The sequence below is a fragment of the Polynucleobacter sp. TSB-Sco08W16 genome (genome assembly GCF_018687455.1).
Taxonomy (GTDB): Bacteria; Pseudomonadota; Gammaproteobacteria; order Burkholderiales; family Burkholderiaceae; genus Polynucleobacter.
The window spans coordinates 651,563-665,355 of the sequence record NZ_CP061291.1; the positions used below are offsets into that span (position 1 = coordinate 651,563).

Consider the following 13,793-nt stretch of genomic DNA (forward strand, 5'->3'; position numbering starts at 1 on the left):
AGACAGGTAAGTCATAAAAATATTTCAGCACTGAAGAAAAAGAGCGTACTTCTAGGGTTAGTTATTGCTTGCGGATCTCTTCTTGATGGATGTGTCATGAACCCAGGCCCTTATCAGCCCAATGGATATTATTACCCTCAGGGATATATGCAAAGCGGGGGCTATGGCAGTCCTGGCTACACTCAAGATCCAAGCTATAACGCTGGACCGCAAACGATTTCTTCAGCGCAATTGGAATCATTGGTTTCTCCTATAGCGCTTTATCCAGACTCTTTGCTTTCGCTGATGTTGCTGGCTTCGACTTATCCACTGGAAGTGGCGGAGGCGCATAACTGGCGAATGAGTAATGCCTCCTTGAAGGGCGATGCTTTGCAGAATGCGCTTAAGGCGCAGTCGTGGAACGATAGCGTGAAATCGTTAATGTCGTTTCCAAAAGCATTCAATCTGATGGGTAAAAAATTACAGTGGACTCAAAACTTAGGAAATGCCTATAAGTTACAAGCCGCAGATACTATGAAGGCGGTTCAAGCTTTAAGAAAACTCGCTGTTAAAGCAGGAACCCTGAAGTCCAATAAGCAAATTACCGTAACCACGGATGCAAACGGCAATATCTTGATTGCTCCGGCGAATGCCAAAGTGGTTTACATCCCAAGCTATAACCCTACAGTAGTTTATGGGCCATGGCCATACCCCGAATACCCACCATATCCTATTTATGACCCAGCCTGGGGCCTTATGGATTTCGGTTTTGGCTTTGCTATTGGTGATGATTTTTGGACTTATCCAAATTGGAATAATGGCACGATTAATTCCACGAACATCAATCCATCTGGGCGCATACCTTCTCGCCCTGTTATTGGGCCAGCAAGTATTGTGAATCAACAACGCTTACTCAATGATTGGCAAAACAAAGCAACCCCGGAGGAGAGAGAGGCGGCTCGCATCGATGGCCAACGTGCCAACAACGCGTTCCAGAAAGACGCCACTCCCCAAGAGAGAAATCAAGCGGCCCGCCTAAATCAAGAGGCCCGCAACGATGCTCAGATGGATAGGGCTAATCCAAATATCTATCGTGAGGCTGCTCAAGAAAATGCCCTACGCGAACAAGCGCGTTTTGATGGTGATCAAGATCGCTCACGTGGCTTTGGCGGCGGTCATATGGGCGGCTTTGGCGGTGGTGGCGGTGGCTTTGGCGGCGGCGGTCACATGAGTGGGTTCAGTGGCGGCTTCGGTGGTGGCCATATGAGCGGATTTAGGCGTTAACATTTATTAAGAGAAAAGAGTTATGAAAACATTACCGGCAACATTCATGCTAATTGCATCCATTCTTTCTTTTGCTCCGAGTGCATTTGCGCAGAAAGATCTTCCTGCAGATGATGCTAGCACTGCTGCTTTTGTAGAGCTCTGCAAAAATCCCGCTGATGAACAAGGGCGCAGTTTTTGTTTTGGCTTTGGTGAGGGCGTCTATCAGGGGTACTTAGCAAATCGCCCTTCAAATGCTAAGCCAACCATCTGCTTTGCAGATAAAAACGAGACTCGCAATGAAGTCCTGCAAAAGTATCTGGTGTGGACTAAGGCTAATCCTCAGTTCAATAAAGATAAAGCAGCGAAAACTTTAATGCACTTCTTTACGGATAATTACCCTTGTAAGTAAGACTTCTACACAAGAAAAAAGCCAGCGAGATGCTGGCTTTTTTGTTTTCAGAGGCGACTCTTAGTCAGCGTAAGCACCAGCCTTACGAATCACAGGACCCCATTTATTAATTTCTGCTTCAAGATGTTCTTTGAGGCCATTAGGAGTTCTTTTAGCAGGTGGAACAATTTCAATGTTCGATTCTGCTAAACGCGCCTTCACTTCAGGATCATTCAAAGCCACATTAAGCGCTTTATTAATCTTGTTGATCACTGCTGGAGGTGTACCTTTAGAAACGTACATACCATGCCACACTTTGACATCAAAGCCTTTTAAGCCTTGCTCATCGAGGGTTGGGATATTCGGCAGCGCAGGCAGACGTTTTGGCGTTGTCACACCATAAGTTTTTACTAAACCATCTTTGATGTAAGGAATGGTTTGTGTGGTTTGATCGCAGAGCAAATCCACTTGACCGCCAAGCAAATCCGTCAAAGCTGGGCCAGTACCTTTGTAAGGAACAGTAGTAAGTTCAACCCCTTCGCGAGACATAAACAGAAGTCCGCACAACTGAGAGACGGCTCCAGGACCTGCATTTGCCAAAGTTACCTTCTCTTTGTTGGCTTTAATGTAAGCCTCGAGTTCTTTAAAGTTGTTTGGTGGGAAGTTTTTGCGACCCAAGAGCACCATTGGCACATCAACTACTTGGCCAACGTATTCAAAATCCTTCATTGGATCGAATGGCAGTTTTTTATAAAGCGCTGGAGCAGTAGCCATACCCATGTGGTGAATAAAGATCATGTAGCCATCCGGAGCAGAACGCGCTACGCGAGTAGCGGCGATAGTACCGCCTGCGCCAACGGTGTTTTCAACGATGACGGTTTGACCTAATTCCTTGCCCATTGGTACGGCAATGAGACGCGCAACTGCATCAGTTGGCCCACCAGCGGCAAATGGGACAACAAGAGTTACTGGTTTATTTGGATATGGGTCGGCTGCAAGAACATTGCTAGCAAACAACGCGGCAGTAACAATCGCGCTGAAACCTGTCAGTAGTGATGAGCGTAATTTCATGATCAGTCTCTTATATTGGTTATGAAGAACGTATATGACTTACGTTTAATGAAGCTATTTTGCCAGTTTTTTAACAGTTCTGAGGCTTATAAGAGATTAGTGTTTACCAGCAAGTGCAAGTGTTCTTCTGGCTAACAAGACTACGGGGCGGTCAATCATTTTCCCGTCTAGCTTCACTGCGCCCCCTTTTGAGGCATGGTCAGCCTCGACCACTCTGTGGGCCCAAGCAAGCTCTTCTGCTGTTGGCATAAAAGCAGTCTGAACAATTGCCACTTGTTTTGGATGAATGCAGAGTTTTGCACCAAATCCCATGCGTTTGGCACGCTCGGCATCTTCTCTAATGCGTGGGAGGTCATCGGTGGATGGTGTAACCCCATCAATAGGAGGGGCAATGTTAGCCAAACGGGAGGCTAATACGATTTGGTATCGAGCAGTTTGAAGCTCAGTTTCTTGTAGATCACAGATCATGCCAAGGTCAGCTTGTAAATCTAAATTACCCAAGGCAAGTCGAAGAACTTGATTGGCATTGGCAATCTCACGCAAATGATCTAAACCTAGCGCAGTTTCAATCATGGGAATGATGGCGGTATGGGGTAACAGTAGCGCTGCACCGTTAATTTGATCAATGGATTCGCTCTTGGGAATCAGTATGCAGCTTACTTGTAATGCTTGCGCCAGTATTAAATCAGCGGAATAAAACTTGGTACCAGGTGAATTGGTGCGGATGACCAAACGTTTCTTTTGCTCATCAGAAAATATAGGCCATGCAGTACGAATTGCTGCACGCGCAGTTTCTTTATCCTCTTCTGGAACCGCATCCTCTAAATCCAATACAACTGCACCGGCACCACTATCGAGAGCTTTAACGAAACGCTCAGGACGCGTGCCTGGGACGAATAAAAAGTTACTACGAAAGCCTAGTGGGGTATCAAGTGGATTCATGTAAGGGATCTATGGTTGCTAAATTATTGACTGGGAAGTAAAGAGCCAATCTTGGCTTGTTTGCGAATATTCCACAAGAGATCAATGGCTGTTTGCATCTGAGCTGGGCTTGCGCCGCCGCTAAACGCTGCTAAGCGCAACGCTTTGTCGGTAATTTCTGCTCGAGAAAGGGTGTTGCCAGGATCGCCTTTGGGTTCGTCAACACGACCCTCCAATACCTGCCCATTCAGTAAATGAACTTTGACTTTGCCTATCCAGCGTTGTGGGTAGGCGCCGTCAACTTCTGGGTCAAGCATCATGGTGACGCGATCTCTAAATAGGCAAATGGCATCGTCATGGAAATGCTGATCAAACTCTTGCAAGCCAGCAAATTGGTAGTGCGCAATTAAGGCAAGCACGGTGCCCATAGAGAACTTCGATTGGTGGACGGTTGCTGGATCGGTCACCGGACCCAAGACATCAATTGCACCTTGGTGAACGAGGGTTTCTACTTTAGCAATATCACTCGGCTGTAGCTTATGTGTGAGCATGACTTGTAAAAGCGCATCGGCAGCAGGGTGCGTATGACGGCAAGACGCATGGTATTTAAAGCTGGTTTCTGCCAAAGTCCAGCGAGTCCCAAGGCGATCAATTAATTTGCTTGGATCAGCATCGCTTGACATGCCGGCTGCTAAACCTTGCTTACCCTCTAGGATGTGCTGTGCACCAGTAAAGCCTGCTTGCGCAATGTAAGCAGACATGAGACCAGTCGAAGCTGCGTGGGCTGTATGCAACTGTTTGGAATCTGCAGCATCTCGTAAGAATTCCCAAAGGCCTGCTGATTGAGTGCCTGCAGAGCCAAAGGCATGCAACATTTGCTCTGGATTGAGCTTGAGTAAGCGCCCTACGGCTGCAGCCGCTGCAATAGTGCCCGCAGTACCGGTAGTGTGAAATACCTTGTAATGCGAGCGACCTAAAAACTCACCAACACGAATACCTACTTCATAGCCAGCTACTGCTGCAACGATCAAATCCTCTCCGGAGGCAGCAATTGCTTGCGCACAGGCCAGAGCCGGTGGAAATACAACTGTGGCAGGATGAAAGACCGAGCCGTTATGAACATCATCTTGTTCGGCAACATGTGAGGCTGCCGCATTTGCCATGGCCGCTAAAAATGGACTTGATGTTTTGCGTGAAATCAGAATTTCTGAAGGGCCTGTATGACCTAGATCAAAGCCACCCATGTTTTGCGCAAACTGGGTAATCGTTTCAACAGGGCGAGAACCTTTGCCGGCAATAGCCGATCCAAACCAGTCGACTAAAAGATCTTCGGCGCGGTTAATCACATCATCTGGAATGTCGGTGATTTTTAGCTCGGCTGCAAAACTCGCAAGCTCGCGAGAAAAATGTTCAGTAGTCATATAGTGTGTTGTCTCGAATCTGATTGATAGACTTTTTACTTTAGGCCAAAACTGCTGTGGCTTGCATTGTGAGCCAACCCTCATGATCTTGCGCCCAAATTGCGATTGTTTTACCGGATGGATCTTTATCTAAATCAGGCTTAGCGCTTACTTTAAAAATATTGATATCAAATGTCGGGCGAATTGCGCGGAATTCAAAGCTCTTGAGTTTGCAGCCAGGAATGCTCTGACGCACTAGGTCAACCAAGAGGGTTGCAATCAATGGGCCATGCACAATCAGACCTGGATAGCCTTCTACTTCGGTAACATATTGGCGGTCGTAATGAATGCGATGACCGTTAAACGTGAGGGCAGAGTAACGGAACAATAAAACATCATCAGGTGTAATTATTTTGCTCCACTTGGCATCATTTGGTGCTGGTGTAGGTGCCACTGGCTTGTCATCGGGGCCGGGCGCATCGCGATACACGATGTCATGCTCTTCAATAATGGCCAAGCCTTTTTGGTTAGAGATTTCATGTTTAACCAAAACAAATATCAGATCACCGGTACGACCTGCTTTGTGAGTAACCGATTCAATTTTGGAAACGCGCTTGATCTCATCGCCAACAGAGAGAGGTGCCAACCATTGCACACGACTTCCGGCCCACATGCGACGAGGTAGGGGTACTGGGGGTAAGAAGCCACCACGCTTAGGATGACCATCTGGGCCAATCTCAGACTGACGTGCATGCGGTAAGAAATACAGCCAGTGCCATAACTCAGGAAGAAAGCTGCCTTCGCTAGGTTCTGGATCTGGACGATCTAATGTGGCAGATAGGGCGCGCACAGGGGCGGCCGTAACAGTATCTGAAAGTGACTCTGTTTTGCCGAGCCACTCTTGAAGATGGGTGATGGTTTGAGGTTCGATTCGCATAACTTCCATTATGCCAATCTTGAGAAAAATACTTAGCCTATTAAATTACGTAATCAACGCGCTAGAAAAGTAGACCAGAAGACCGGCCAAAGCACAGCCACCGAGAACTGTCATTACCCCTTTTTGGAATTTAAATAGCGCCAAAGCAGCTAATGCGCAAATCAGGATCGAGATCCAGGAAATAGAGCCGCCCAATCCATGGGGTAAAAAGACGTGATACGCAAAAAAGAGACCTAGATTGACAATCACGCCAACTACTGCAGCAGTAATGGCAGTCAGGGGTGCCGTGAAGCTAATCTTGCCATGAGTGGATTCCACTAAAGGGCCGCCCACCAAGATAAAAAAGAAGGATGGCAAAAAGGTAAACCAAGTGGCTACAACCGCACCCAATGCACCAAACCAAAATGGATTGCTATTGCCGATGAGATGCTGAATATGGCCAGCTAAATAACCCACAAAAGCAACCACCATGATGAGTGGGCCCGGAGTAGTTTCGCCAAGTGCTAAACCATCCATCATTTGATTGGCACTTAACCAATGGAAGTGATCTACTGCACCTTGATATACGTAAGGCAGTACAGCGTAAGCTCCACCAAAGGTGAGAAAGGCTGCCTTAGTAAAGAACCAGGCAATTTCTGGATAGAGTGTCTTCCAGCCGAAAATGAGAATCAAGATTGCAATAGGTAGAAGCCAACAGCCAAAAGCAATAGCGCTATGCAACACTGTTTTCTGTAGCTGGAATTGCGCGTGGATTGGAGTAGGGGTGTCATCATCAATGATGGCATCGCCATAACGCCTGTCTTCATTGCTTTCATGATTGCTGAATTGCTGGAAATAATCTGGGTAATGTTTGCTGCCCCAATAACCAATTGCTGCAGCAATAATGACAATGATGGGGAAAGATAAATTCAGAATAAAGATTGCTAAGAATGAGCCTAAGGCAATCCACTTCAATGCTTGGTTATGAATGGTGCGCTTACCAATGCGAACTGCTGCGTGCAACACAATGGCGGTGACAGCCGGCTTAATGCCAAAGAAAATAGCGGCAATCCACGGCATCTGTCCAAAGGTGAGATACACCCAGGAGAGCGCAATCAAAATAAAGAGTGAGGGTAATACAAAGAGTGTGCCAGCCAGAATGCCGCCCCAACTGCGATGCATTAGCCAGCCAATATAAGTAACCAGCTGCTGCGCTTCTGGTCCCGGTAAAAGCATGCAGTAGTTGAGCGCATGTAAAAAGCGCCGCTCAGAAATCCAGCGACGCTTCTCGACTAACTCTTGATGCAGGACAGCGATTTGTCCAGCGGGACCACCAAAACTAATAAAGCCTAGCTTTGCCCAAAACTTGAGGGCTTCGGAAAGGCTTACGCTCAAACTTCTTCCATTCCGCCAACGACCTGGCTAAAGCCATTGTCTACATAAATAATTTCAGCAGTGATACCGTTTGCTAAATCCGACATTAAGAATGCAGCAGTATTGCCAACATCATCAATTGTGACGTTGCGGCGCATTGGCGCAGTTTGTTCAACGGCTTCCAAAATTTTGCTGAAACCTTTGATGCCAGATGCGGCCAGCGTTTTAATGGGGCCAGCAGAAATACCATTCGCACGAATACCCTTAGGGCCTACTGATCCAGCTAGGTAACGTACAGAAGCTTCTAGAGAAGCCTTGGCTAAACCCATGGTGTTGTAGTTGGGAACATTCTTCATGGACCCAAGATAGGTCAAGGTTAAAAGGGAGGATTTATCACGCAACATTGGTAAAGCCTCTTTTGCCATAGCGGGGAAGCTATAAGCAGAAATGTCATGAGCAATTTTGAAGCCTTCACGCGAGAGACCTTCTAAAAAGTCACCTGCAATCGCTTCGCGTGGAGCAAAGCCAATGGCATGAACAAAACCGTCAAACTGAGGCCAGGATTTGGCTAAATCCTTAAATAGTGCAGAAATTTGCTCATCGCTACCGACATCACAGTCAAAAATGAGTTCTGAATTGAATTCTTTTGAAAAATCGACGATGCGGTCCTTAAAGCGCTCGCCTACATAAGTAAAGGCAAGCTCAGCGCCCTCACGGTGGCAGGCCTTGGCGATGCCGTAGGCGATTGAGCGGTTGGAGAGGAGGCCGGTAATGAGGATTTTTTTGCCGGAGAGAAAGCCCATGTTGTGTCCTTTGCTTCAAATATGATTTGCTATCTACAATTGTTGCATATATGCCAGCCCAAACCCCTTTTCGTCAAATTACCCGTTTCTTGCTGCTAGCCCTTCTGGCAGGGCTTTGGGGTAACTTTGCGTTGGCAGGACAGGGTATCGCTCAGTATGGCAAGCCAAAATATCCAGAGGGCTTTGCCTATTTTGACTACGTTAACCCCAATGCACCTAAGGGCGGCACTCTGACTTTGCCTAATCCAGGTCAACGGAACAGCTTTGATAAGTTCAACCCCTTCACTTTGCGCGGGGTATCCGCTCCAGGCATCGAACTCATGTTTGAGTCATTAGCCGAGGGAAGTGCGGATGAAACCTCCAGTGTTTACGGTTTACTTGCTGAAGATATTGAAGTGGCAAAAGATCACAAGTCAGTGACTTTTCGGATTCGGCCTGAAGCCAAGTTTTCTGATGGCAGCCCGGTTTTAGCTGCCGACGTTAAATACAGTTTTGATGTGCTCATGAGTGGGCAGGCGCACCCTCGCTATAAAACAACTTTTGCTGACATTACTTCAGCAGTGATTCTTTCTGATCGCGTAGTGCGCTTTGATTTTAAGAGCAATAATTCTGAGCTTCCTATTCTTGCTGGAACGTTGCCTATCTTTTCTCGTAACTGGGGCAAGAAAGCCGATGGCACGACAATTCCTTTTGACAAATTGGCATTCGAAACTCCCCTTGGGAGTGGCCCCTATCTGATTGAGTCATTCAAGGCTGGTAAGTCAATTGTGTACAAGAAAAATCCTCAATATTGGGCAGATCATTTAAGTAAGCCGCTCAATATTCGGGTGGGTTTTTACAACTTTGATCGGGTGCTCTATAAACTCTACAGCGACGACGCCGTTCGTCTTGAGGCGTTTAAAGCCGGAGAGTTTGATGCTTTAGTGGAGTACCGCGCCAAGATTTGGGCCAAGGGATACGTTGGATCGAAGTTTGATAACGGTACGCTATTAAAAAAGGCTTTTATTAATCACAATGGCGCAGGCATGCAAGGCTTTGCCATGAATGTCCGTAAGCCGATCTTTCAGGATGCGCGCGTACGTCAAGCATTGGGATTGGCATTGGATTTTGAATGGCTCAATCGCCAAATATTTTTCGATCAATATAGCCGTATTAATAGTTACTTTACCAACAGTGATTTAAGTGCCAACTTCGATGGCCCAAGCAAGCCAACGGAAGGGGAACTGAAGTTACTTAAACCACTCAAGGCGAAATATCCCCAATGGGTGCCTGATGCCGTGTTTGGTCCGATGCCACCCGCACCTTCAACTAAGTCGCCGGGCAGTCTGCGTCAAAATTTACGCCAGGCGCGTGAGCTACTGATGCATGCAGGTTGGCAATATCGTGATGGCGCATTGCGCAATGAAAAGGGCGAGCCATTTCGGTTTGAGATGGTCGAAGATGGCGGCTTCTTTTTGAGAGTCATTTCTGCTTACATGCGTAATCTTGAAAAATTGGGCATCCAAGTAGACGTTCGTACTAGTGACTTTGCATTACATCAAAAGCGCATGAATGAGTATGACTTTGATATGACCACAGTGAGGTTCCAAGATTCTCAGAATCCAGGCAGTGAGTTATGGGATCGCTTTGGCAGTCAGGCAGCAAAAGAAAAAGGATCTGATAACGTAATCGGTATTCAATCTCCTGTAGTGGATGCCTTGGTAGGAGAGATTACGAGAGCACAAAATCGTGAACAATTGCGTACCGCTGCTAGAGCATTGGATCGAGTGTTGTGGAATAGTTACTATGTTGTGCCGCAGTGGTACAACCCAACGCACCGTGTAGCCTTCCGTAAAGAGATGCGATATCCAGAGCCTCCTTTGTACTATCAAGCAGAACCGTGGATTATGCAGAACTGGTGGAAAGAAGAGTCTCAATAATGCAAGGACAAATGCGCACCTACATCTTCAAGCGTTTATTGCTGATGATCCCAACGCTCTTGGGCGTGCTGACTTTGACTTTTGCAGTTGTGCAGTTTGTGCCTGGCGGGCCTGTTGAACAAATGGTGCTCGAGCTCAAGGGCAAGGGCAATGCTGCTGTAGGGGGTTCAGAGTCTTCGGGGTCGGGCTCAACTTATCGCGGACGACAAGGCGTCGATGCGCAGCGCTTGGAGGAAGTAAAGGCCTTATACGGTTTCGATAAGCCACCGCTTGAGCGTTACTTCATGATGCTGGGTCGTTTTGCTCGATTTGATTTGGGCGAGAGCTACTACCAGCACGAAAGCGTTTGGCGCTTAGTCGTTTCCAAGTTACCTGTATCGATCAGTATTGGTCTATGGACTTTCTTCATTACTTATTTAGTATCGATTCCTCTTGGTATTGCTAAAGCGGTGCGTGATGGTTCCCGCTTTGATGCCGTGACCAGCACCATGATCTTGGTGGGCTATGCCATCCCGGGATTTGTTCTGGGCGTTCTCTTGCTGGTTATTTTTGGGGGCGGTAGTTTTCTGCAAATATTCCCCTTGCGAGGGCTCACCTCCGATAACTGGAGTGATTTGAGTTTGATCGGCAAGATCATGGACTATTTGTGGCACTTAGTGCTGCCAATCACTGCCTCTGTATTGGGAAGTTTTGCCGTAGTAACGATGCTCACTAAAAATTCTTTTTTAGAAGAGATTCGTAAGCAGTATGTATTAACTGCCAGAGCTAAGGGCCTGACCGAGAAGCAAGTGTTGTGGAAGCATGTCTTTCGCAATGCAATGCTGCCACTTGTAACTGGTTTTCCAGCCGCCTTTATTGGAGCCTTCTTTACAGGTTCACTCTTGATCGAAACACTGTTCTCACTTGATGGTCTAGGTTTGCTTTCTTATGAATCAGTCATGCGCCGTGATTATCCAGTGGTCTTTGGCACTCTCTATTTGTTTACTCTGATCGGCTTATTTACTAAGCTCATCTCTGATCTTTGTTATGTCTATGTTGATCCTCGCATTCAGTTTGGCGCAGGAGGCGGATCATGAGCCGTTGGCAGTGCTTTAGAAGCAATCGCAGAGGGTATGCCAGCCTGTGGATATTCGTGATTTTGTTTGGTTTATCGCTCTGTGCTGAATTGATTGCCAATGACAAGCCATTGGTAGTGCGTTATGACGGACATTTCTATTTCCCGATTGTGAGTAATCAGGCGGAGACAGTGTTTGGTGGAGACTTTGCTACGCCAACAGATTTCTTGGATCCGGATATTCGTCACAATATTACGAGCGATGGCAACTGGGCAATCTACCCACCCATTACCTACAGCTACGAGACGCTGAATTATTTCTCCCAAGTTCCCAATCCCGCGCCGCCCTCATGGCAGAACTGGTTGGGTACTGACGATCGAGGGCGCGATGTGCTCTCTCGCCTCATTTATGGTTTCCGCTTATCGATTCTATTTGGATTGGCACTCACGATTGTGGGGGTAAGTGTTGGAATCATCACAGGTTCCTTGATGGGATTCTTTGGTGGCAAGTTTGATTTGATTTCTCAGCGCCTGATTGAAATTTGGTCTGCAATGCCAGAGCTATATCTACTCATCATCTTTGCTTCGATCTTTAATCCCAGCGTTTCATTGCTGATCATCTTGCTGGCAGCTTTTGGTTGGATGGGTTTGTCAGACTACGTCCGGGCAGAGTTCTTTCGCAACCGCGCCTTGGAATATGTGCGTGCAGCCCGAGCGCTTGGTCTTACCAATCTGCAAATTATGTGGCGCCATATCTTGCCAAATAGTTTGACTCCTGTGATTACCTTTTTGCCATTCCGTATGAGCGCAGCGATTTTGTCTCTCACCAGCTTAGATTTCTTGGGCTTAGGTGTTCCTCCTGGCACGCCAAGCTTAGGTGAGCTTCTCTCTCAGGGTAAAGGCAATCTAGAGGCGTGGTGGATTTCGCTTTCCACTTTTGTGGTTTTAGTGGCAACCTTGCTTTTGCTCACCTTCATGGGTGAGGCACTACGCGATGCATTTGATTCGCGGAAGTCGGGATTCATGAGCGGGGGTCGCTCATGAGTTTGTTGCGCTATGAGAACTTATGTATTTCATTTGGCTCGGGACGTCGCGAGAAATTTGCTGTTAACCATTTGGATCTAGAGATAGGCATTGGTGAACGGGTAGCTTTGGTAGGGGAGTCGGGCTCAGGTAAGACGCTCACTGCACTCGCGCCTTTAAGGCTTGAGCCTGAGGGCGCTAAGGTTTCAGGAAAAATTCTGTGGAATAAAAAAGATGGCAAAGGAGCGGTTGATCTCCTTGCCTTGCCCATTGAGGATATTCGTGAGATCCGCGGTCGTGAAATCGCCATGGTGTTTCAGGAGCCGATGACGGCTCTGAATCCTTTATTCACAATTGGCAATCAAATTATTGAAGCAGTACAGATTTACCAGCCGCTCATCTCTAAATCCGATTGCATTGATGCTGCGATTGATTTGCTCAAGAAGACAGGGATTCCCGAGCCCGAGAGACGTTTTCACTCATACCCTCATCAGCTCTCAGGTGGTCAGCGTCAACGCGCAATGATTGCAATGGCTTTGGCTTGCAAACCCCGCCTGCTGATTGCAGATGAACCTACTACGGCTTTGGACGTCAGTTTGCGTTTACAAATCTTAGACCTGCTTAAAGAGTTGCAGGAAGAATCGAAAGAGCATGGTGGTATGGGAATTTTGTTAATCACCCATGACCTCAATTTAGTAAAACATTTTGCTCAACGTGTTGCCGTTTTAAATCAAGGTAACTTAATCGAAGCAGGCACAACTAAACAAGTCTTTGAGCATCCATCTGATCCGTACACTCGTGCACTTGTCAATAGCGAGCCGGTCCGAAATCTTGCGCCAGTAATGCCATTGGCGCCGGTGTTATTAAAAACAGAAGAACTCTCAGTTGCATACCCAAGTTCAGAGTCAGTATCGTGGTTTAAAAAAGCACCGCCACATAAAGTGCTAAGAAAAGTCAGCTTCCATTTAAAACAAGGTCAAACCATTGGCGTCATTGGTGAGTCTGGTTCGGGTAAAACCACCTTGGGCATGGCTGTCCTGGGCCTGTTGGGTGACTCAGCAGCGCTGGTGACCGGTCATGTCGATGTACTCGGTCAAGATTGGCAAACACTCAAGCCTGTAGAGCGACGCGCAATGCGTTCAAGCTTGCAAGTGATTTTTCAGGATCCATTTGGCTCACTCTCGCCACGCATGAATGTCATGCAGATTATTTCTGAGGGTTTAGATGTTCACCATCCAAAACTTTCAGAAGCAGAGCGTGAGTCGCGCGTTATCGATATGCTTAAAGAAGTTGGCTTAGATCGTTCAGCCTTAACCCGATATCCCCATGAATTTTCTGGTGGGCAACGGCAGCGCATTGCCATCGCACGCGCGTTGATTTTGCGTCCGCAAATTTTGGTGCTCGATGAACCAACCTCAGCGCTTGACGTGTCTATTCAGAAACAAGTGCTTGCCTTGCTGTCGGAATTGCAGAAGAAATACAACCTGGCCTATCTCATGATTAGCCATGATTTGGCTGTCATTCGGGCAATGTCTCACGAAGTCATGGTCCTGAAAGAAGGTAGGGTGGTTGAGTTTGGTGATACCGAAACCCTCATCAAGCACCCCAAACAGATCTATACCAAAGAATTATTCGCAGCCGCTGAATTGACTTAATAGGGGCGGTTGGCCCTGATGTTA

At 47.1% G+C, this 13,793-nt stretch carries 12 protein-coding genes; 6 read left to right on the forward strand and 6 right to left on the reverse strand.

The genetic code is table 11. The features are described 5' to 3' along the window. Positions 1–96 precede the first annotated feature (96 nt). Positions 97–1,263 carry a DUF3300 domain-containing protein gene (locus FD961_RS03405; protein WP_215394113.1) on the forward strand — a complete coding sequence of 389 codons (1,167 nt, stop codon included), beginning with the start codon at positions 97–99 and terminating at the stop codon, positions 1,261–1,263. 22 nt (positions 1,264–1,285) lie between these two features. Then, complete coding sequence (locus tag FD961_RS03410) at positions 1,286–1,654, forward strand: Rap1a/Tai family immunity protein (RefSeq protein WP_215394114.1); 369 nt, start codon at positions 1,286–1,288, stop codon at positions 1,652–1,654. Between the two features lie 60 nt (positions 1,655–1,714). Here FD961_RS03410 and FD961_RS03415 read toward each other — a convergent pair whose 3' ends face one another. The 6 genes from FD961_RS03415 to fabI form a co-directional block, all read right to left on the reverse strand. Beyond that, a complete protein-coding gene (locus tag FD961_RS03415) occupies positions 1,715–2,704 on the reverse strand; it encodes a tripartite tricarboxylate transporter substrate-binding protein (protein ID WP_215394115.1) in 990 nt (329 codons plus the stop codon). Positions 2,705–2,800: 96 nt separating this feature from the next. Next, the gene (locus FD961_RS03420; protein ID WP_215394116.1) at positions 2,801–3,646 is read right to left on the reverse strand and encodes a CoA ester lyase; all 846 of its coding nucleotides are present in this window, start codon (positions 3,644–3,646) and stop codon (positions 2,801–2,803) included. 23 nt (positions 3,647–3,669) lie between these two features. Beyond that, entirely contained in the window at positions 3,670–5,046 is a 1,377-nt protein-coding gene (locus FD961_RS03425) for an MmgE/PrpD family protein (RefSeq protein WP_215394117.1), read from the reverse strand. Between the two features lie 40 nt (positions 5,047–5,086). After that, the gene (locus tag FD961_RS03430; RefSeq protein ID WP_215394118.1) at positions 5,087–5,971 is read right to left on the reverse strand and encodes a MaoC family dehydratase N-terminal domain-containing protein; all 885 of its coding nucleotides are present in this window, start codon (positions 5,969–5,971) and stop codon (positions 5,087–5,089) included. A 36-nt stretch (positions 5,972–6,007) separates the two neighbouring features. Further along, positions 6,008–7,336, reverse strand: a complete 1,329-nt coding sequence (gene chrA, locus FD961_RS03435) for a chromate efflux transporter (protein ID WP_215394119.1) — start codon at positions 7,334–7,336, stop codon at positions 6,008–6,010. Continuing rightward, positions 7,333–8,118 carry an enoyl-ACP reductase FabI gene (gene fabI, locus FD961_RS03440; protein WP_071465010.1) on the reverse strand — a complete coding sequence of 262 codons (786 nt, stop codon included), beginning with the start codon at positions 8,116–8,118 and terminating at the stop codon, positions 7,333–7,335. The genes chrA and fabI overlap by 4 nt, the downstream gene beginning before the upstream one ends. A 50-nt stretch (positions 8,119–8,168) precedes the next feature. On the opposite strand from fabI, the gene FD961_RS03445 reads away from it, so the two are divergent. From FD961_RS03445 to FD961_RS03460, 4 genes are read left to right on the forward strand one after another with little or no spacing between them, the layout of a single operon-like run. Continuing rightward, on the forward strand, positions 8,169–10,037 hold the full coding sequence (locus FD961_RS03445; RefSeq protein ID WP_215394120.1) for an extracellular solute-binding protein: 1,869 nt from the start codon (positions 8,169–8,171) through the stop codon (positions 10,035–10,037). 11 nt (positions 10,038–10,048) lie between these two features. Beyond that, complete coding sequence (locus FD961_RS03450) at positions 10,049–11,113, forward strand: microcin C ABC transporter permease YejB (protein ID WP_201721753.1); 1,065 nt, start codon at positions 10,049–10,051, stop codon at positions 11,111–11,113. Further along, entirely contained in the window at positions 11,110–12,135 is a 1,026-nt protein-coding gene (locus FD961_RS03455; RefSeq protein WP_215394121.1) for an ABC transporter permease, read from the forward strand. Before FD961_RS03450 ends, FD961_RS03455 begins: the two co-directional genes overlap by 4 nt. After that, entirely contained in the window at positions 12,132–13,769 is a 1,638-nt protein-coding gene (locus FD961_RS03460; protein WP_215394122.1) for an ABC transporter ATP-binding protein, read from the forward strand. The genes FD961_RS03455 and FD961_RS03460 overlap by 4 nt, the downstream gene beginning before the upstream one ends. Positions 13,770–13,793: the final 24 nt, after the last annotated feature.

Bases quoted from the DNA above. Each gene is read 5' to 3' on its own strand.
- fabI (WP_071465010.1), bottom strand. From the start codon at position 8,118: ATGGGCTTTCTCTCCGGCAAAAAAATCCTCATTACCGGCCTCCTCTCC.
- FD961_RS03410 (WP_215394114.1), top strand. From the start codon at position 1,286: ATGAAAACATTACCGGCAACATTCATGCTAATTGCATCCATTCTTTCT.
- FD961_RS03430 (WP_215394118.1), bottom strand. From the start codon at position 5,971: ATGGAAGTTATGCGAATCGAACCTCAAACCATCACCCATCTTCAAGAG.
- FD961_RS03450 (WP_201721753.1), top strand. From the start codon at position 10,049: ATGCGCACCTACATCTTCAAGCGTTTATTGCTGATGATCCCAACGCTC.
- FD961_RS03420 (WP_215394116.1), bottom strand. From the start codon at position 3,646: ATGAATCCACTTGATACCCCACTAGGCTTTCGTAGTAACTTTTTATTC.
- FD961_RS03405 (WP_215394113.1), top strand. From the start codon at position 97: ATGAACCCAGGCCCTTATCAGCCCAATGGATATTATTACCCTCAGGGA.
- FD961_RS03455 (WP_215394121.1), top strand. From the start codon at position 11,110: ATGAGCCGTTGGCAGTGCTTTAGAAGCAATCGCAGAGGGTATGCCAGC.
- FD961_RS03415 (WP_215394115.1), bottom strand. From the start codon at position 2,704: ATGAAATTACGCTCATCACTACTGACAGGTTTCAGCGCGATTGTTACT.
- FD961_RS03460 (WP_215394122.1), top strand. From the start codon at position 12,132: ATGAGTTTGTTGCGCTATGAGAACTTATGTATTTCATTTGGCTCGGGA.
- FD961_RS03425 (WP_215394117.1), bottom strand. From the start codon at position 5,046: ATGACTACTGAACATTTTTCTCGCGAGCTTGCGAGTTTTGCAGCCGAG.
- FD961_RS03445 (WP_215394120.1), top strand. From the start codon at position 8,169: ATGCCAGCCCAAACCCCTTTTCGTCAAATTACCCGTTTCTTGCTGCTA.